Genomic DNA, 18,524 nt, shown 5'->3' on the forward strand with positions numbered 1-18,524 from the left:
GTGTATTATAAATTATAATTGACTTCTTTTATTCGTAAATACAATGGTTATAGATAAATTTGACACCGAGCTACTGAAACGCCTGGAGAAAGATGGCCGTATCGCATTCTCGACGGTAGCGTTGTCACTTGGGGTTTCCAATACGATGGTTCATCAACGATTTTCGAGATTGTTGCAACGGGGTGTTTTGAGTGGGGTTAAGCCTGTATTAAATGAGAAGAAAATGGGCTTTGACTGGGGGAGTTTTACTGGCCTTACGCTGGATAAAGATTACGATTCAGCCAGGGTAATTGAAGCTTTGCGCGAGGTAGAGGAAGTAACTGAATGTTATTTTATTACGGGAAGATATACCCTTTTCATAAAAATTGTGGCCCGGAATCATGAGCACATGCGCGAGGTTCTTTATAATAAAATTGATTCAATTCCCGGAATTATAAAAACAGATTCCATTATTGAGCTCGGATGCGCTTTCAAGCGAAATGTTAATATTGCCTAAATGAGCTTTTTGTGTATCCACAGGTGGATTCAATTCGAAAACAAGTGAATAATCTGGAAATAAAAGTTTTAAGTTTTCTTTGGCAAAATGGACCAGCAGTTGAGAAGGAAATTTTTGCAGGAATCTCGGTGGTCTTGATTTCAGTTATCCACCACAGGATTTAAAAGCGAAGAATTCTGCCTTGTTAACCTTGCCTTTTAGCTCATTTCATTTTCCTGTTAATTCCAACCTGTCCATGTTTATATATTTAGATTGGATTCATGTTCTTAGTTGTTATTCCTTATTTAATTATTGAATCGATTAGTGTCCCGATTAAAATAGCGAGCATATAATAGCTCATCATTCCAAGGAGATAGGCAAATAGTGCTTTTAGGTAACTGGCTATTTTTCCAGGATTAAAGAAATGTCCAATAGCCCAGGTGCAATAGCCAATGGCGAGAATGCTTGAGGTGATCTTAAAGTCGACATGGGTTACACCTTCCAGAAAGGCGAACAAGGCGAATATCAGCATGCCAAAGCCCATTACGAAACAAAGCAGTATCAGGATCTCAAAATAGTTATAGGTGTATTTTCTGAAGAAAAGCTTGATAAAGAGCGCAATCAATGCGCCAATTAATATATTTGAATATCCCATGTGTGACTCCGTCCAGTCCATAAATTTTGCGGCGGTAGACTGGGCTGCAAGGTCATGGCTTACCATGCTTTGGATATGGAAAAAATGAGATATTATGCTGTAGATAAGCGAGGTAATAATGATAAAGATTACAGGCTTAACCAATCTGCTCCTGTCTTCTGAGAAAAAATGCTTAATGTTGGTGCCTGGCCTCAGCAGCAGTTCCCTCATGGTATAAAGAATGCCTCTTTCAAAGTGCAGTACATGTTCGATTTCATGTAGGAGATAATGAGCATTAATTCTTTTTAAGCTAACAGGATGTCCGCAGTCCGGACAATATTTTTTTTCTACTTCCGAGTTACAGATTTTGCAATTTATCATTTGAGCTGAAGTTAATTTGAATGGTATGCTGTTTTTTTCTATTGATGAAAATCGGCTGGCAATTTAATAAAAATTATTATGTGATGTTTTGGTTTTTTGAGCAAGCTTTTGTTCCAGTTTTAATACGATTGTCGATAGAACTTCTGTTCTGTTAATTTCTCGATGATCAACTCAAATGTGAACTGTTCATGCATAACCTGACTTGATTTAATGACAAAAATGCTCATTTCTTCTAATGTGGTTTTAATCTTTTTGTTAAATCATTCCATATTTAAGGAATATTGGTCGAAAACATGTTTTTTCCTAAAACATAGTTTAAATAAAAGCTGTTAGATGTTGGATTTATGAAAAAACACCGTAATGCGCTTAGTCCCACGCCGTGGCAGCGGCTTGTCGAGATGCTTCATGTGGAGCGCTCGACCATCAACTATATATTTCTTTACGCCGGCCTTATTGGGGTCATTGGACTTTCCCTTCCGCTTGGCACGGCTGCAGTTTTTAATCTGCTCTCCAACGGCTCGATGTATAGTTCAACTTATATACTCATAGCTGCTATTTTAATTGGGATCGTAGTTGGTGGCATCTTGCTGATGGGGCAGCTCTCACTGGTCGAATATCTTGAGCAGAAGATTTTTATCAAGGCCGCTATCGGATTTGCTTATCGACTGCCCAGGATCAAAAAAAAAGAATTTGAGGGAGAAGACCCAAGAGAACTGGTTAACAGATTTTTTGACGTGCTTACCATTCAAAAAGGCTTGACCAAGTTGCTAATAGATATTGTGGCTTCGGGTGTGCTAATATTTTTCAGCGCCATACTACTTTCTTTTTATCATCCGGTATTTATCGGTTTTGGAATCTTTACTATTGCCTGTATCGCTGTGATAATTACCATTTATTACCGCAGGGGAGTGGATACGAGTATCGAAGAATCTGAGTATAAATATCAGGTTGTTGCTTATCTTGAAAACGTGGCTGCCGATCTTGATACTTATCGGGGCAATGAAGCTGAGATGGAGAATATCACAGTAATGACCGATGAGATTACTTCCAGGTATGTAGAGGCAAGAAATGATCATTTTAGTATTTTGAAAAGGCTGTTTGCAAGTGCAGTTGCGCTTAGGACTATTTTGATGGGTGCTCTTTTGCTATTAGGTTCCTACTTTGTTGTGCAGCGGGAGATGACTTTCGGACAGTTTGTAGCAGCTGAAGTGATTATTGTTCAGATTTCTTATGCCGTAGAAAAACTCATGACCAGTTTGAATACCGTTTTTGATATGGTGACAGGTAGTGAGAAGCTCGCCGTGGTAACGGATATGGAACTGGAGGAAGGAGAAAGGCACCATGGTTAATCAGACAAAGAAACTGGTCGTAAGAAAGGTGAATGAGTATGCTGTACTATCCAAAGCGCAGCTTATTTCTTCAAGGGGGCCGAGACTGCTTGGGAGGGTAATGATTGGGGTATCTATCCTATTCATCATTATTCTGCTCCTTCCATGGCGGCAAACGATATCCGGGCGCGGTACGGTTACTGCTTTAAGACCTGAAGACAGGCCGCAGACCATTCAAAACCAGATTGGCGGACGCATTGAGTATTGGGCAGTACGTGAGGGAGAACAGGTGAAAAAGGGAGATACAATTCTTGTTCTTTCTGAGACCAGCCAATCTTATTTTAATCCAGAACTGCCCGAGCGTCTGGATGAACAGCTGAGCGCCAAAAGGGGTAGCGAAGAGGCTGCGGAGCAGAAAATTTCTGCAAGCAATGCCCAGATCAATGCATTGAGCAATGGGGTAAGGGTGCAGCTCAGCGCTGCAAAAAACAGTGTAATCCAGGCTAGAAATACCGTAAGAATTGATAGCGCTGAACTTGTAGCTGTAAAAAACTTTTATCAGACAAGCAAGGTAAGATTGGAGCGATATGAAGCTGGTTACAAAAATGGCCTTTTCTCGCTGACTGATATTGAAACAAGGAGATTAAAGCTTGCTGAGGACAAAGCTAAAGAGGTCGCTCAGGAGAATAAGCTCAACAGCGCCAGACAGGCTCTTGCCAATGCCGTCATTGAACTTGATAACATTATGGCCAAGTTCAGCCAGTCTTTAGCCTCTGCGCAGGCTGACCGTAGTTCGGCACTCTCCGGAAAAGCTTCAGTCAGAGAAGAGATAGCAAGACTCCGCAATGAGATGAGCAATATCGATATCAGAAGGGGACTTTATGTGGTACGTGCTCCACAGGATGGGTATATCGTCAAAACTTTCAAAGCAGGTATAGGGGAAAATATTAAAGAAGGCGAATCTGTGGCTACGCTACAGCCATTGTCGCCAATTGTTGCCGCTGAAATTTATGTGGATGCAATGGATGTTCCGCTGATCTTAGACAGCAGTAATGTACGGCTTCAGTTTGAAGGCTGGCCATCGGTGCAGTTTTCAGGCTGGCCATCCGTTGCTGTAGGAACTTTTGGAGGTAAGGTATCGGTTATCGATAGGGTAAGCACCGGTGGTAAATACCGGATATTGGTCAGACAACTTGTCAAGGTACCTAAAGGGGATGAGCCATGGCCGATTCAGCTCCGGCAAGGGTCGGGAGTTTATGGCAGGGTCATTCTACAATCGGTGCCGGTCTGGTATGAGATTTGGCGGCAGCTCAATGGCTTTCCACCAAGTCTTGATAAAGCCCCAGGCGAAGAAAATATCAATAACAAGTAATGAAGACTTTTCTTAAAAAGCATGTTCATGGACCGGTAAGTGGCATGGCATCGTTAAAACGTAGTGTCTTTTTTTTCTTTTGGCTGATGATCGGTATGGGTGCTTCGGCTCAGCAAAAGGGAGCTGTGGGGGCTGAAGTATTTTCACTCCGCGACATGCAGGAAATTGTGCTGACCGGACATCCGGTTATCAAGCAGGCTGGCCTGCTCAGTAAGGCCGCTCAGGCAAAAGTGCTTCAGTCTCTTGGCAATTTTGATCCTGAGCTCATGGCTTCCTTTGGAAGAAAGATTTTTGGGGGCACCGAATACTATAATCATTGGGACAGCCAGCTCAAAGTTCCGCTGTGGCTTGCTGGGGCTGATCTGAATGTAGGTTATGATCGTAATGTAGGGGTTTATAACAATCCCGAAACCAGGACGAGTAATACCGGACTTTCAGGTATAGGACTTAATATCCCCCTGGGGCAGGGCCTGCTGATCGATTCCCGCAGAAGCACCTTGCGGCAGGCTAAAATTATGGTTGGCTATGCGGAAGCCGAGCAGATCGCACAGATCAATTCAGTATGGATTTCTTCTCTTAAGGATTACTGGAACTGGTATTTTGCTTTCGAGCAGCAGCGTTTTACTTCTGAGGGAGTCTCGCTTGCAGAAAAAAGATTCTTAGCTTTAAAAGCACAGGTGCTTATTGGAGATAAACCTCCGATAGATTCAGTTGAAGCATCCATCACCCTTCAGGATAGGAGGGTTCAGCTCCAGGAGAGCAATGTAAAGCTCAATAATGCAAGGCTCCTGCTTTCTAATAATCTTTGGTCTGCCAGTGGCATTCCTCAGGAACTTCCCGCTCAGGCCATTCCGGAAAGTGATGTGAGTACTCAAGGGGTTATGGACGGATTTCGCCTGGACTCACTTGTGAGAGAGGCTGCCCGGCAACACCCTGAAGTGTTGAAGCTAAAGAATCAGCAGGCGCAGCTAGGGGTAGAGGAACAGTATAGGAGGGAAATGCTTAAACCAAAACTGAACATCAAAGGTTCTTTTTTAGCTGGTAGAAGGGATTTTTCCTATGTTGCCGATAACTATGATTTCCGTCTGGCCAACTATAAGGTTGGTATTGATCTCTCTTTTCCCTTGTTTTTAAGGGAGCAGCGGGGCAAGCTCCGCGAGGTGCGGATCAAACAGGCCGAAGTGACTTATGGACTGCAGCAGACAGGCCGTGAGATTCAGACTGAAGTGTTTTCTGCATTTAACGAGTATAAAGGGTATCAGGCGCAACTGGAAATGCAAACCAGGAATGTGGGCAGTCAAATGGCTCTTGTGCGTGGTGAGCTGCAGAAATTTGACCTTGGTGAGAGTAACCTTTTTTTAATCAATTCAAGGGAAACCAAACTGATAGAGATGCAGGTTAAGCGGGCAGAAATCATATCCAGTCTTCGCAAAGCAATGGCAGAAATTTATTACAGGGCCGGAAAACGTCTGGAGTTTTAAACCGCCGGCTAAGTTTCACTGCTTTTATTAAGATGCAGGATCCGGCGGTTTTTTAAGTTTTTAACCAGTATCAAATTTAAAATAAATAAATATGGCCTCAGGTTTTTTTGCAATTCTGGACGATATTGCAGCTTTAATGGATGATGTTGCCGTTAGCGCCAAACTGGCAACCAGGAAAACTGCAGGGATTTTGGGTGATGATCTGGCTGTCAACGCAGAGAAGGCAACTGGCTTCCTCTCTTCAAGAGAACTCCCTGTACTATGGTCCATTACCAAGGGTTCTTTTATCAATAAGCTTATTATTGTGCCCATCGCTTTAGTGCTCAATTCTTTTTTTCCGTTAGCCATTACCATTATCCTTTTACTTGGCGGATTTTATTTAGCATACGAAGGGGTTGAAAAAATAATGGGATATCTCTTTCCTTCTTCGACCGTTGGGGAGATAAAGGAAAAAGATGAAATTGAGGATAATGTTTTGCTGGAGCGGGCCAAGGTAAGGTCTGCTATCACTACGGATTTTATACTTTCTGTTGAAATTGTGATCATCGCCCTTGGAACGGTTTTGGGCGAGCGTTTAATGCTGCAGATATTAACTGTCTCTGTAGTTGCCCTTATAGCAACAGTTGGGGTGTATGGGCTCGTTGCCCTTATCGTTAGAATGGATGATGGAGGACAGGCACTAATCAAAAAATCAACAGGTAAAGGCTTTATGTTTTTCATTGGAAAACTGCTGGTTAATTCCTTGCCGGTCATAATCCGTATGCTGAGTATTGGCGGTACCATAGCGCTAATTTTGGTTGCGGGTGGAATTTTTTCGCATAACCTTCATTTTTTGGCCGGGGCCTCTCCGAATATTCCATCCATTATCTATGAATTTCTACTTGGATTGCTGGCAGGCTTCATCGCTTTTGGACTTTTTAGCCTGGTTAAGCGTATCGTTAAATATTTTCGCTAATATTTATGCAGCAGCACCTTGAACACTTGTTTAAGGAGTTAACAACGAAAAACAGCCTGTAATAGCCAGGTTATCTGAAAATTTTACCTTTGCAGCTGTAGCGTATAATTAAAACGTACTATATCAATCAATATGGTGTTATTGCGTATTAATAATGGAGTGGTGGCATTCGAATATCAGACAGCTTTCCCATTGTCTTTTGATAACAAAAATCGTAACTTGCAGTAGACCAAATATACTAGCATGCAGTTGTTATTGCCATACGCTGACCCAACGAAATATCTGCAGGAACTGACGATGAAGTACGGTTTCTCCTCTAGAGATACCTGGTCGTCTAAGAGCATTATCCTACCAGAGCACATGGGGACTGGATTTGTCCAGGTTTTTATCAAAAACGATATCCACTTTTTCCGTGGCATCTGGGATTTTAATGAACCTACTGAATTTTATTCTCCTGACCCGGTTGGTCAGCGAGGATTGATCGATTTCCGGATCAGCAATGAAGACCAGCTTTTACATTCCGCCGTGCTGGAAGGCGCTAAGAAATTTGGCTGGGAAATTACCCGTGTTGATGGAATCCGGTTTTTTATCCCGGAGGTATACTTTACAGGAAGTATGACGGAATTAAGCAGAAGGTTTCAAAGTTGCGCACATCATCCCCAGGTCAAACAGCTCATCAAGCAACTCTTTGAAATTTCCGCCCGCGATTTTTCCAATACCATGCTCCTGGACGCCAAGTTGACTGAATTTATATATTACCTGATCCGCCATTTAAGTCAAAAGGGAATAGACCCTGCTAGTGGCGATGGTCTTACCCAAAGACGCCTGGATAGTATAAAAGAAGCACATACCCGGATCATGTCTAACATGGGCACAGAAATAAGCGTTTTACAGTTGAGCCGTTGGGTTGGGCTGAATGAGTGTGATCTTAAAAGGGATTTTAAAAAAGTATACGGACTCCCGATTCGTCAATATATCATTCAACAAAAAATCCAGATGGCAAACCTGCTGGTTACCGAAAACCATCTTGATCTTGTTGAGGCAGCAAGGAGTTTGGGTTACACCAACACCAGGTATTTCGAAATGCTTTTTAAACGTTATTACGGTAAAATATAGAAATTCCCGTTTCGACTGATTTAATTCCTGTTTCGATTTTTATAATGCATGCATAATAATTAGTTTCATGTCAGCAAGTAAAACCTGCCGCTAACCAAATATTATTATGCTGAATTTATCTGTGCTTTTGGAGGATAGTGCCTCAAGATTCGGAACCCGTCCGGCTTTCAGCTCCGGCAATACTGATTTTACTTTTCACCAGGTAAATGTTATGGCCAACCAGCTGGCCAACGTACTTAAAAAACTAGGTATACGGGAAGGTGAAAAGGTGGCCATGACTTGCCCAAACTGCATCTGGTTTCCTGTTATTTATTATGCAGTGCTAAAAACAGGGGCTGTGGTGGTTCCATTGAATATCTTACTTAAGTCTGATGAAATAAAATACCACCTTCAAGACTCCCAGGCAGCATTTTATTTTTGTTTTGAAGGAACTCCTGAAATGCCAGTTGGGAAATTAGGCAGGAATGCATTTGATCAGGTAACTGGCTGCAGGGATTTTATTTTGATTAGTACTGAAAAGCCTGCTTGGGAAGGAAGTTATACCTTGGCCGAGCTGATGGCGGGGGAAGATGAAGACTTTGATAGCTGTCTTACCCATGCAGAAGATACCGCTGTGATTATTTACACATCGGGAACTACAGGAAGGCCAAAAGGCGCAGAACTTACCCATATCAATCTTTATTGCAATGCCGTTCTCTCGGCTGAATTGTTTGCGCTTTCCCGGATAGATGTTCAATTGATTGTTCTTCCGTTATTCCATATATTCGGAATGACTGTATTGATGAATGCGGGCCTTTACAGGGCAGCTCGTGGTATCCTTTTGCCACGGTTTGATGCGAAAGATGTTATCGAAAATATCAATAAACATCAGGTAAGCATCTTTGCAGGCGTACCCACAATGTACTGGGTAATGGCCAGCTATATCCATCCCGAAATTACTGACCAGCAGGTGAGCAATACTTTACGGATCTGCATTTCTGGCGGAGCTTCTCTGCCACTGGCTGTACTTGAGGGTTTTGAACAAAGGTTCGGCGTTCAGGTACAGGAAGGATATGGGATGAGCGAAGGCTCCCCGGTAGTCACCTTCAACGATCCAAAGATCGGGCGCAAACCTGGATCCATTGGTACCCCGGTTTGGGGTGTCTGTGTGAAAATAATAGATCCGGAAGGTCGTGAGGTTGCAAACGGTGAAAAAGGAGAACTGATCTACAAAGGGCATAATGTGATGAAAGGCTATTTCCGAAGGCCATTTGAAACACGTGAGGTACTGCGCAACGGCTGGCTGCATTCTGGTGATATTGCCATAAAAGATGACGATGGCTTTTATTTCATCGTTGACAGACTAAAGGATATGATGATCAGGGGTGGGATGAATATTTATCCCAGAGAAGTAGAAGAGGTGATGATGAAGCATCCTGCAGTATCGCTTGCCGCTGTTGTGGGTGTACCGGACGATAAACTTGGTGAAGAAGTAAAAGCATTCATTGTATTAAAAGAAAACCAGCAGATCTCTGAAAGCGAGATCATTGATTGGTGCAGGACGATGCTGGCCTCTTATAAATGTCCACGCTATGTGGAATTCAGAAATGTGTTGCCCTTAACCGCTACCGGAAAACTGTTTAAAAAAGAACTTAAAAATAGTTGATCATAATGACAAAGACCACCCTGATAAAAGTGCTTGTTTTTTTTATGCTCGGATCAATAGATGCCATGGCACAGCAAGATACCGTAAAGCTCAATGATGTAAAATATGGAGGTTTTGAACGTAACCTCATGGATGTTTACCTTCCGCCAGGCCGCGCACCCCAAACTCCTTTTGTGATCCTGATCCATGGCGGTGCATGGGTGCAGGCCGGCAAGGAATATGTGAGGGATTTTCAGCAGTATCTGCTTAGCCAGGGTATTGCTTCAGTTAATATAAACCATAGGTATGCTAATGATTCCACTGTTCATTATAAACAGATAATGGAGGATGTAGACAGCGCGGTAAAGTATTGCGCAGATCATGCCGGTCAATGGAATACCCGTGCAGATGGTTTTAGTACAGCAGGTTTTAGCTCGGGGGCACATCTGGCACTTTTGTATGGGTATACCGCACAAGGAAAAATAAATGCTATAGTAGATTTCAGTGGCCCCAATAACTTTACCGATACCGCTACGCTGAATTATTGTGTAAAGACGGGGCTGATAGGATTGGTAGAAAAAATTACTGGCGTCCGCTTTACAGGTGTAAGCCATGTACCAGTAAGTTTTTCGCTGGCAAGTCCATATACCCATGTTAAAAACATCCCAACCTTTATTGCACATGGAACCATCGATCCGGTAGTACAGGTTATCCAGTCACGGCAACTGGCCCAAAAACTTCAGCGGATGCATATTCCTGTAAAATTTATTGAAGTGGAAGGCCTGGCGCATGATCTGGACAAAAAACCTCAGGAAAAGCTAAAACTATACCATGCAGCAGCTGCATGGCTCAAAAAATACGGACAAAAAAGATAAAATATGAACAGACTAAGCACAATGTCCCTGGTCATGCTTATGGCGTGTACGGCTGTTTTCGCGCAGCAGGCAAAAAAGCAGAAAAACACAGTTAATCCACTTACTGCAGCAGAAGTAAGTACCCGCTTATCGCCGGAAATCAAATTACTTGCCTTCGGGCCGGTCTCAAAACTTGATAGTAACTTTATTACCAATGCAAGAAAAGCGGATAAGGCACGTCCAACACCTAAGCTGAAAAACGCAGATAGTGTAGAAATTTCCGACCTGAATATACCAGGGCTGGAAAAAGGCGATCCGCTGGTACCCATACGGGTTTACCGGCCAAAGTACGCCAATGGGAATGTTCCACTACTGGTTTGGTTTCATGGCGGCGGTTTTATAGCGGGAAATCTTACCAGTGATCACCAGGCCTGCGCTACAATGAGTATCCGCTCCCAGGTAGTGGTCATATCGGTCGATTACAGGCTTGCCCCGGAACATGTCTTTCCGGCCGGGGTGAACGATGGTTATTCCACCCTGCTCTGGGGTATTTCCAATGCAAAAACTTATGGGATAGACACCGCTAAAGTTGGTGTGGGCGGCGGAAGTGCCGGAGCAGCAATTGCAGGGAGCATCGTACTTAAGGCCAGGGCAGAAAAAGGCCCTAAATAAAAGCCCAACTGCTGGTTTTTCCTCCCGCAGATATGGATACAACCCATGTATCGGTAGTGGAGTTATGGAATATTCCCGGTGTTAAGGGAGCCGACATGACCCGCTACCTAAAATATTATCTTGGCGAAAAGCAGTATAAAAATGTTCCTGAACATGCTCTGCCTGGGCTGACCAAAAACTTAAAGGGCCTGCCGCCAACCTATATTTTAACCTGTGGCGTCGATCCTTTGAGGGATGGGGCACTCCTATATGCGCAAAGACTTATCGATGCGGGAATATTTACAGAACTGCATAATTACGCCGGGTATCCCCATGGCTTTGTTCCTGAACGGGCAAATACAGAACTCTACTACATGGCAAAAAAACTACTGAACCAATAATATAAGCTATCGGTTATGAAAAGAAAATTACACAACAATCTAAATTACGGTAAGCTTTTTATGCTTTTGGCCATGTTGCTGTTTGCTGGTATATGCAACGCTCAAAACAGCACTTTTTCAGGTAAAGTTACCGACGAACAGGGAAATGCTGTTCCCGGTGCAAGTATTAAACTGAAAATAACCGGACGAAGTACGACTACCGACCAGAACGGTGAATTTGTTTTTACCAATCTCAGTGCCCCGAAGGAAATGGCAACTGTTTCTTTTTTAGGTTTTATCACCCGGGAAATAGCTTTGTTCGCCAATCTTAAAGCGGAGATCAGGATGAAAACAGCAGTGAATACGATGGATGAAGTGGTGGTTACCGGGATGTTCGATAAGCGAAAACGTATTGATGCCTCGGTCGCCATTACCACCTTAAACAGTGCACAGATTGAACGCACTGTACCGGCAAGTGCTGCCGATCTTTTAAAAAATGCACCAGGTGTATTTGTCAATTCATCAAATGGAGAGATCAGGAACAGTGTTGCTTCACGAGGGATCACTGCAGGTTCGCAGGACGGCAGTTTCGGGTATGAATACGTTTCGATGCAGGAAGATGGAATCCCGGTAACCAATATTACCTATTTCAGTTACGGGCCCGATTTCTTCCTCAGGCCAGATGCAACCCTGGCCCGTTTGGAAGCCGTACGGGGCGGAACTGCCTCTGTTACGGCGGCCAATGCGCCTGGGGGAATCTTTAATTATGTTTCTAAAACCGGAGGGAAAACCTTTGAGGGCGAGCTCAGAACCAAATATGGCTTTCAGGGAAGTGATGGCGGTAATCCACTCGCACGTGTTGATCTGGATCTGGGCGGGCCGATCAAAGATAACTGGTTTTACAATATCGGTGGTTTTTACCGGTATGATCAAACCGGCCGCTACCCGGGCTATCCGATTAATAAGGGTGGACAGATCAAGGCAAACCTTTTAAAGAAATATAAAACCGGTTCCCTAAAAATAATCGGTAAATACCTTCATGATAAAAACGGATATGCCCAGTTACTGCCTACCAACAGTTTCTCAGACCCAAGGCCAAGTGAAGGATTCGATATATTTTCAACGATCCTGATGCCTAAATTTGATTTCACCTCCCCACGGTATATCGGAGCGGGTGATATCTCTTTAAATCCAGCTAATGTGGTGGAAAGCAAATATAAATCGATTGGAGCCTTATGGGAACAGCAACTTGGCAAAGGCTGGTCGCTCAGCAACGCTTTCCGCTACTCCCGGAATGATATTAATTACAGTACCACAAACGGCTCAATTATGAGTGGTACCGATTTTAGCAGTTATTACCTGCTATCAGGAATGACCGGGCTTGGATTTGGGAACTATTCGTTCAAGGATGCTAAAACCGGAGCTGAGCTCATGAGCATCAATGCAGCACCCGGACCAGGCGGTTTGCCGGCATACACGATCGTTAAAGATGTATTGCCAGGACAAAGCGTAAGTCCGCATTCCCTGTATTTTTCTGTGTTGGGCAGTTATGAGAACCAGGTGAATGAGGTTATCAACCAGTTCGCAGTTAACAAAAAGCTTAAAAATATGAGTTTTAACGCAGGGATGTATTTTGGAAGATCGAAAGCCCACCGTTTCTCCGGAATCAACGGAGTTGCGCTGGGGACCATCGAAAACCGGCCAAAACTAGTGAACCTTACCTTTACTGGCAGCACCCTGGGCGGTACAACAGGGGTGCATCAGGTGACCAATGCTGATGGAATTGCACAGGCTAACGGCGACACGGGTGGCTTTCTCGATTTTAATGTAACGCAGGCACAATATGCCTTTTTCTTCAGCCAAACCTGGAGCCTTAACGATAAACTGACCTTTGATTGGGGAGGAAGGTATGAAACCGCCAAAGTGGAGGCACATAACCAGCGCACGTACTTTAAGACGGGTTTACAGGGAGGAACAGATAATGATCCGAAAACATTTTACAATAACAATACCCTTGATCATGTCAGCTCAGTAGAATTTGAAAAAAGATTAAATACTTTTTCTTTTTCAGGCGCACTCAATTATAAGTTCGATGACAATACAGCCGTGTACACCCGTTACTCAAGAGGTAAAAAATCGCCGGATATGGATGTGTATTTTGCAGCCAACAGGCCCGAAACAGTAGCCTTACTAAATCCTGAAGTACGCACCACCGAACAGGTAGAGCTTGGCCTGAAAGCCCGCAGGAAAAATCTGGATTTATTTATTACGCCTTTTTACAGCATGTTAAGCGGAGTGCCAAACGGCTCGATTTTTACCAACGCAGATGCAACACTGTATACCACGCCCTCCCTGTATAGCAAGTACCGCACGTTTGGGATAGAGATAGAAGGCGATTATAACTTAACCAAAACCTTAAGCCTGAGGGCTGTTGCAACCTTTCAGCGTTCCAAAATTGTGGAGGCAGAATATTGGGTAGCCAATGGTCCCGGAATGGCAGACGACAATAAAATATCTTATTCAGGAAACGAAACAGATAACAATGCGAGGATCATATCACGGATTACGCCCACCTATCACAATGACAAACTCTATCTTTTTCTCACCTGGTCTTATCTTGGTAAAAGACAGGCCAACGCTCCCAACGTGTTTTACCTGCCTTCCTTCTCTAATTTTGATATCGGCGCAGGGTACAACTTTACGCGTAAAATAAGTTTGAGCGCAAACATCAATAACCTGTTCAATAATTATCAGGTAATGAGCTGGGCCAGGCCCGGCAACCTGTTAACGCAATTAAGTGGAGCGGGAAGTTTTAACAAAGCACAGTTTGATGCTGCGATAGCCAATAATACACCTTATTTTACCATTTCCAACCCACCAAGGGCCTATTACTTAACTGCTTCCTATAAATTTTAATTAGTTCCCTATATTTGATATTAACAATATCGGTCTTATGAAACGTATATTCCTGTTCCTCTTCATTACCACCACGTGTTTGTCAATATACGCACAGCAGGCGGTCCATTCCGGTGCCTTTCATCCTGAACGTTTAGCCCGGATAGACCGGGCGGTTCAAAGTTACATCGATAGCAACTGGATTGTCGGGGCAGTATGCCTGGTCATGAAGGATGGGAAGCCTGCCTATTTTAAAGCATTTGGTATGGACGATAAAGAAAAAGGAAGGCCAATGCATAAAGATGCCATTTTCCGTATTGCATCCCAAACCAAAGCCATTACCAGCACAGCGGTGATGATGTTATGGGAAGAGGGAAAGTTTCTGCTTGATGATCCGGTCTCTAAATATATTCCCTCATTTGCCAGGCCCAAAGTGCTTGATAAGTTTAACGAAAAGGACAGTAGTTATACTACCCTGCCTGCTAAACGCGAAATTACCATCAGGGATCTGCTTACGCACACTTCCGGATTAGGTTATGCACAGATCGGTTCGGCCAAAATGCAGGCTATCTATGCCAAAGCTGGTATACAGGCCGGATTTTCAGACCATAAGCAGCTTTTGGCTGATGCTGTTAATAAACTAGGTGCTTTGCCCCTGGAATATAACCCTGGCGAACGTTTTAATTATAGTTTAAGTATTGATGTTCTGGGAAGGCTGGTGGAGGTCGTATCCGGTATGACTTTAGACAGGTTCTTTGCCGAAAGAATATTTGCACCCCTGGGCATGAACGATACCTATTTTCATCTGCCTGAAACCAAAAAGAGTAGATTGGTAAACGCATATACCGAAGATGCAAAGACCCGTAAGCCAATTAAATGGGTTGATGGTACATTTCCGGGTAGTTCGATAAATTACCCGTTGAATAATAATGGTTATTTCGCAGGTGGAGCCGGATTGGTGTCCACCATAACTGACTATGCTGCTTTCCTTCAGCTGTTTATCAATAAAGGGAATTATCAAGGTAAGCAATTGCTGGCCAGGCACACTGTTGATGTAATGACCAGGAACCAGATCGGAGATATTTCATTGGGTGATGATAAGTTCGGAATTGGTTTTCAGCTTACAACAGTTAAGGGAAGTGGCAAATTAGGCTTATCTGAAGGAAGTATCTCCTGGGGAGGGTTTTTCGCCACCTCATACTGGGCCGATCCGAAAGAAAAACTTTCAGGACTTTTATTTCTTCAGCAGTGGCCCTTTAAACACAATGAGCTCAGCGACAAATATAAAGTGCTGGTCTATCAGGCACTGAATTAATAATCTGCCCAATAAAACTGTTTCCCGTTCAATAACCAACAAAACTGTTAGCCATGACTATGCTGAATATTAGAAAAAAAACAATCTTTAAAGGAGCGAATCGTTAGCGAAATGCCATTGCCAGCTTTAATGATAAAGCCTTTAGAACATTTTTGGCGTAACAAACCAGGCTGCAATAAGAGCAGTTAAACCTATTATGAGTAGTCTGAGGTGTAGCTTTTTGTCTATTGCTGTTTTGCTGAGGGAATAACTGATCAACATCCATATCAGCCATACAACAATTACGGCAAAAAGCATTGAACCATAAACCAGTCCGGATAAATCGTAGCCTCCGCCACCAATGCTACCGCCTGAAGCACCATCATATAAGACAAGGCTGAAGATGATGAAGGGAACAACAAGAAAAGATAACTTTAAAATGAATTTGTTGGTGCTGGTCATTGCTATGCAGTGATTGATTTAAATGTTGCTTGTTCAACAAGGTAATAATTTTTTTCAACTGTGGCGCTTTCGCCATGCCTATCCGGTCTGCCCTGCATATTTGATCTTCATCCTTCTTGCAATTTAGGAAGATGTACCAGGCCAGACCTTATTTATTTTTACAGATTAGCACCGTTCAAAGGTTACTAAACGATTAATTTCGTATTAATAAAAAAACAACCTCAGGAAGCATGTATGACCGTTTAAAAAATCTCTTGTCGCTGCCTTTTATTTTTTGCCTCGTGCTCTTGATCCTTAACGACTTCCTGCTAAAGGCTACTTTTCATAATGTGCTTACTGGCAAGCTGTCCGATTTCTGTGGACTGTTTATTTTCCCGGTTTTTTGGTCGGCACTCTTTCCCAAATTTAAATCCTGGATTTTTATCCTTAGCGGCATACTGTTCGTTGTCTGGAAAAGCGAATATTCTTCCGGACTGATTGAATTGGTGAGTACTTTCTTTCCCATTGAGCGGACTGTTGATCCTACCGATCTGCTGGCCTTACCGGTGTTGTTGCTGGCCTGGCTGCATCTCAAAGGCAGGCCTCAGCTCGCGTTGAGCAACGCTCTATTGCCTCGCCTGGGCATTGCGTTTATCGCCCTCGTTACCATTTTCTCTTTCTGCGCCACCAGCCAAAGGCCGTATATCCAATCTTTTGACCATCCCCAGTATGTGCTTTTACGATCGGCTGTAACTCCGGATGTGAAGCTTTATGATGAATTTGAATTTTACAGGAAAGATTCGTTACTCGTTGTTAAGGTCAACCACCAGTACATTAGCCGGCCTGTTATGGACGATGATTACAATAAGAACCGTTCCCTCAAAGACCTGGATGTTAGCGCCCTAGCGCGGATAGGAGATAGCACGAGCCTGATGCCTCCGGGAGAAATCACTGCTTTGACCGTTGAGACCCCACAGGGTAAAGATGCTTTAAGGTTTAAGGGCGGGCGGCTGGATGGCAGGTTCAGCAGGACAAAAAATGGTAGAATGATTATTGAAGGCTTCTACAAGATGGGCATTGAAGACTCCATTTGGACCTTTAAGGATAGCACCAGCAATGCGGTGATTAAGCAGACCATTGTGAATGGGGAGCGAACCAGGCTTGAGCAGTTCCGGGATGGTAAGCTGGTTTCCTCAACCGGTATCAACACCCGGGCAGACAGTATTAGGAATATCTACATCAAAATCGGAATGCTGATACTGTGCATGCTTGGTATTATCCTCGTGTTACGCCAGAACTACAGAAAGACTTTTCCCGAGCAACTTGTGCTCAAACAATATTGGAAATGGCTGTTATGCCTGGTCTCGCCAATTTTTGTCTGGCTATTCTACCTTGGTTTGAGCACATTGCTCATAAATTACAGCCCTGATATCTTTGAAACCCTTGCCGCCATTATTTTCATCTTTATGGCAACTTGCCCGCTGATGTTTGTTGCCGTTTTTGGGATCAGGCTGAGAAAGGAAATCGATATTGTATTGTACTGCTTATTGCTTGGGGTTGCATGCAGTATCTGGACTATATGCGGGATTCTTATTGAACTTACGATTTAGCTTAATTTTGCCTTGCAATTTATTCAGTCAGAAATGCAGACTCCCACTTATTTATCAGATGCCTTACAGGAATTTCACGATGGAAAGCAACTATTCTTTCTTAGAGGATAGTTTATTGCTGATCAATAAAATCTTCAGGTGTGTAGGTAACTCTTGCAAAGTTTTTGGTTATGAGTGCTGTTTCTACAACTGCTCCGCTTTTAAACTTTAGAATTTTGTCTCGCCAGATTTCATTTTTTCTATAAAACGCGCCATCTATCTTTAAAAATTGATGGTCTTTTTCAATGATGTGATAAGCATAATCCAGTTCATTGTTAATGCGGAGTTCTCCTTCTAAACATTTGTCTGTAAACCACAGGTTGATTTGAAAAGTGTGTTCTGTATGATTTGTAAACTGGTAGTCAAGGTAATTGTAAAAAACCGTCGCCCCACTTCCGAATGGCAAAACCCGTCCATCGTCTGGAAACGGATCAAACGAATGATGATGGCGTTCCGTAACCGTCAGCGGACTGTGAATGACCAACCAATGGATTAAATTGGAGATTTGGCAAATGCCGCCACCAATTCCTGCTCTTGCCTCGCCAAATGTCAGTTCCATTCCCGCTAAATACCCCTTTCGCTTTGTCGGTAAACCAACTAATTTACAAAAAGAAAATGTCTCACCTGGTCGAACGAGTATACCGCTAATTCTCTTCGCTGCAATATTTAAGTTGGTTACTTTGTTAACCTGCAATTGCATATCGCTTTCACCTAGTTTTTTAAGCAGTACAGATTGGTGTTTTTTTATTCTAAAAGCGAGTTTGCTGGTTGTTAGCTGGTACGCATATTTTTTATTGCCGAAATACCAGTCGACATAACGGCTGAATCGTCTTGCCCAAACGGCTAAAAAGTATAAAATCGGGTGTCGTTGACTTAGTAATTTTCTCTTTTTCAATGCTTCATTATGTTTACTCATTGAATCTATCTGATTACAAACGATAACTCAATGTAATTCCAGGTTTTGCGTCTCCAATAAGTCTTGTGTTTTTCTATA

At 43.1% G+C, this 18,524-nt stretch carries 16 protein-coding genes; 13 read left to right on the top strand and 3 right to left on the bottom strand.

The features are described from left to right. The first annotated feature begins 43 nt into the window (after positions 1-43). On the top strand, positions 44-496 hold the full coding sequence (locus FFJ24_RS00210) for an Lrp/AsnC family transcriptional regulator (RefSeq protein WP_138820139.1): 453 nt from the start codon (positions 44-46) through the stop codon (positions 494-496). A 280-nt stretch (positions 497-776) separates the two neighbouring features. Here the strand turns inward: FFJ24_RS00210 and FFJ24_RS00215 are convergent, their stop codons facing one another. After that, a complete protein-coding gene (locus FFJ24_RS00215) occupies positions 777-1,490 on the bottom strand; it encodes a DUF3667 domain-containing protein (RefSeq protein ID WP_246862704.1) in 714 nt (237 codons plus the stop codon). Between the two features lie 344 nt (positions 1,491-1,834). Between FFJ24_RS00215 and FFJ24_RS00220 the strand changes: the two genes are divergently transcribed. From FFJ24_RS00220 to FFJ24_RS00270, 11 genes are all read left to right on the top strand, one after another. After that, entirely contained in the window at positions 1,835-2,839 is a 1,005-nt protein-coding gene (locus tag FFJ24_RS00220) for an ABC transporter transmembrane domain-containing protein (RefSeq protein ID WP_138820141.1), read from the top strand. After that, positions 2,832-4,190 carry an HlyD family secretion protein gene (locus FFJ24_RS00225; protein WP_138820143.1) on the top strand — a complete coding sequence of 453 codons (1,359 nt, stop codon included), beginning with the start codon at positions 2,832-2,834 and terminating at the stop codon, positions 4,188-4,190. The genes FFJ24_RS00220 and FFJ24_RS00225 overlap by 8 nt, the downstream gene beginning before the upstream one ends. Further along, entirely contained in the window at positions 4,190-5,671 is a 1,482-nt protein-coding gene (locus FFJ24_RS00230) for a TolC family protein (RefSeq protein ID WP_246862705.1), read from the top strand. The genes FFJ24_RS00225 and FFJ24_RS00230 overlap by 1 nt, the downstream gene beginning before the upstream one ends. Positions 5,672-5,762: 91 nt before the next feature. After that, positions 5,763-6,626, top strand: a complete 864-nt coding sequence (locus FFJ24_RS00235; RefSeq protein ID WP_138820145.1) for a DUF808 domain-containing protein — start codon at positions 5,763-5,765, stop codon at positions 6,624-6,626. A gap of 243 nt (positions 6,627-6,869) precedes the next feature. Next, positions 6,870-7,742 (top strand): AraC family transcriptional regulator, encoded by an 873-nt coding sequence (locus FFJ24_RS00240; RefSeq protein WP_138820147.1) that lies wholly within the window; start codon positions 6,870-6,872, stop codon positions 7,740-7,742. 106 nt (positions 7,743-7,848) lie between these two features. Then, on the top strand, positions 7,849-9,387 hold the full coding sequence (locus FFJ24_RS00245; RefSeq protein WP_138820149.1) for a long-chain fatty acid--CoA ligase: 1,539 nt from the start codon (positions 7,849-7,851) through the stop codon (positions 9,385-9,387). Positions 9,388-9,392: 5 nt separating this feature from the next. Continuing rightward, a complete protein-coding gene (locus tag FFJ24_RS00250) occupies positions 9,393-10,241 on the top strand; it encodes an alpha/beta hydrolase (RefSeq protein ID WP_138820151.1) in 849 nt (282 codons plus the stop codon). A gap of 3 nt (positions 10,242-10,244) precedes the next feature. Then, a complete protein-coding gene (locus tag FFJ24_RS26600; RefSeq protein WP_138820152.1) occupies positions 10,245-10,892 on the top strand; it encodes an alpha/beta hydrolase in 648 nt (215 codons plus the stop codon). A 32-nt stretch (positions 10,893-10,924) separates the two neighbouring features. Further along, a complete protein-coding gene (locus FFJ24_RS26605; protein ID WP_138820154.1) occupies positions 10,925-11,272 on the top strand; it encodes an alpha/beta hydrolase fold domain-containing protein in 348 nt (115 codons plus the stop codon). 15 nt (positions 11,273-11,287) lie between these two features. After that, positions 11,288-14,167, top strand: a complete 2,880-nt coding sequence (locus FFJ24_RS00265; RefSeq protein WP_138820156.1) for a TonB-dependent receptor domain-containing protein — start codon at positions 11,288-11,290, stop codon at positions 14,165-14,167. 37 nt (positions 14,168-14,204) lie between these two features. After that, positions 14,205-15,461, top strand: coding sequence for a serine hydrolase (locus FFJ24_RS00270; RefSeq protein WP_138820158.1), 1,257 nt, complete (start codon positions 14,205-14,207; stop codon positions 15,459-15,461). A gap of 141 nt (positions 15,462-15,602) precedes the next feature. Here the strand turns inward: FFJ24_RS00270 and FFJ24_RS00275 are convergent, their stop codons facing one another. Continuing rightward, positions 15,603-15,902 carry a hypothetical protein gene (locus FFJ24_RS00275; RefSeq protein WP_138820160.1) on the bottom strand — a complete coding sequence of 100 codons (300 nt, stop codon included), beginning with the start codon at positions 15,900-15,902 and terminating at the stop codon, positions 15,603-15,605. 230 nt (positions 15,903-16,132) lie between these two features. Here FFJ24_RS00275 and FFJ24_RS00280 point away from each other — a divergent pair, with 230 nt between their 5' ends. Continuing rightward, on the top strand, positions 16,133-17,491 hold the full coding sequence (locus FFJ24_RS00280; RefSeq protein WP_138820162.1) for a hypothetical protein: 1,359 nt from the start codon (positions 16,133-16,135) through the stop codon (positions 17,489-17,491). Between the two features lie 112 nt (positions 17,492-17,603). On the opposite strand, the gene FFJ24_RS00285 is transcribed toward FFJ24_RS00280, so the two are convergent. After that, positions 17,604-18,446, bottom strand: a complete 843-nt coding sequence (locus tag FFJ24_RS00285) for a VanW family protein (RefSeq protein WP_138820164.1) — start codon at positions 18,444-18,446, stop codon at positions 17,604-17,606. Positions 18,447-18,524 lie beyond the last annotated feature (78 nt).

This window comes from Pedobacter sp. KBS0701 (assembly GCF_005938645.2).
Lineage (GTDB): Bacteria > Bacteroidota > Bacteroidia > Sphingobacteriales > Sphingobacteriaceae > Pedobacter.

Coding starts and splice junctions, on each gene's coding strand:
- FFJ24_RS00235 (WP_138820145.1), top strand. CDS start 5,763: ATGGCCTCAGGTTTTTTTGCAATTCTGGACGATATTGCAGCTTTAATG.
- FFJ24_RS00270 (WP_138820158.1), top strand. CDS start 14,205: ATGAAACGTATATTCCTGTTCCTCTTCATTACCACCACGTGTTTGTCA.
- FFJ24_RS00280 (WP_138820162.1), top strand. CDS start 16,133: ATGTATGACCGTTTAAAAAATCTCTTGTCGCTGCCTTTTATTTTTTGC.
- FFJ24_RS00265 (WP_138820156.1), top strand. CDS start 11,288: ATGAAAAGAAAATTACACAACAATCTAAATTACGGTAAGCTTTTTATG.
- FFJ24_RS00215 (WP_246862704.1), bottom strand. CDS start 1,490: ATGATAAATTGCAAAATCTGTAACTCGGAAGTAGAAAAAAAATATTGT.
- FFJ24_RS00250 (WP_138820151.1), top strand. CDS start 9,393: ATGACAAAGACCACCCTGATAAAAGTGCTTGTTTTTTTTATGCTCGGA.
- FFJ24_RS00240 (WP_138820147.1), top strand. CDS start 6,870: ATGCAGTTGTTATTGCCATACGCTGACCCAACGAAATATCTGCAGGAA.
- FFJ24_RS00285 (WP_138820164.1), bottom strand. CDS start 18,446: ATGAGTAAACATAATGAAGCATTGAAAAAGAGAAAATTACTAAGTCAA.
- FFJ24_RS00245 (WP_138820149.1), top strand. CDS start 7,849: ATGCTGAATTTATCTGTGCTTTTGGAGGATAGTGCCTCAAGATTCGGA.
- FFJ24_RS00220 (WP_138820141.1), top strand. CDS start 1,835: ATGAAAAAACACCGTAATGCGCTTAGTCCCACGCCGTGGCAGCGGCTT.
- FFJ24_RS26605 (WP_138820154.1), top strand. CDS start 10,925: ATGGATACAACCCATGTATCGGTAGTGGAGTTATGGAATATTCCCGGT.
- FFJ24_RS26600 (WP_138820152.1), top strand. CDS start 10,245: ATGAACAGACTAAGCACAATGTCCCTGGTCATGCTTATGGCGTGTACG.
- FFJ24_RS00210 (WP_138820139.1), top strand. CDS start 44: ATGGTTATAGATAAATTTGACACCGAGCTACTGAAACGCCTGGAGAAA.
- FFJ24_RS00230 (WP_246862705.1), top strand. CDS start 4,190: ATGAAGACTTTTCTTAAAAAGCATGTTCATGGACCGGTAAGTGGCATG.
- FFJ24_RS00225 (WP_138820143.1), top strand. CDS start 2,832: ATGGTTAATCAGACAAAGAAACTGGTCGTAAGAAAGGTGAATGAGTAT.
- FFJ24_RS00275 (WP_138820160.1), bottom strand. CDS start 15,902: ATGACCAGCACCAACAAATTCATTTTAAAGTTATCTTTTCTTGTTGTT.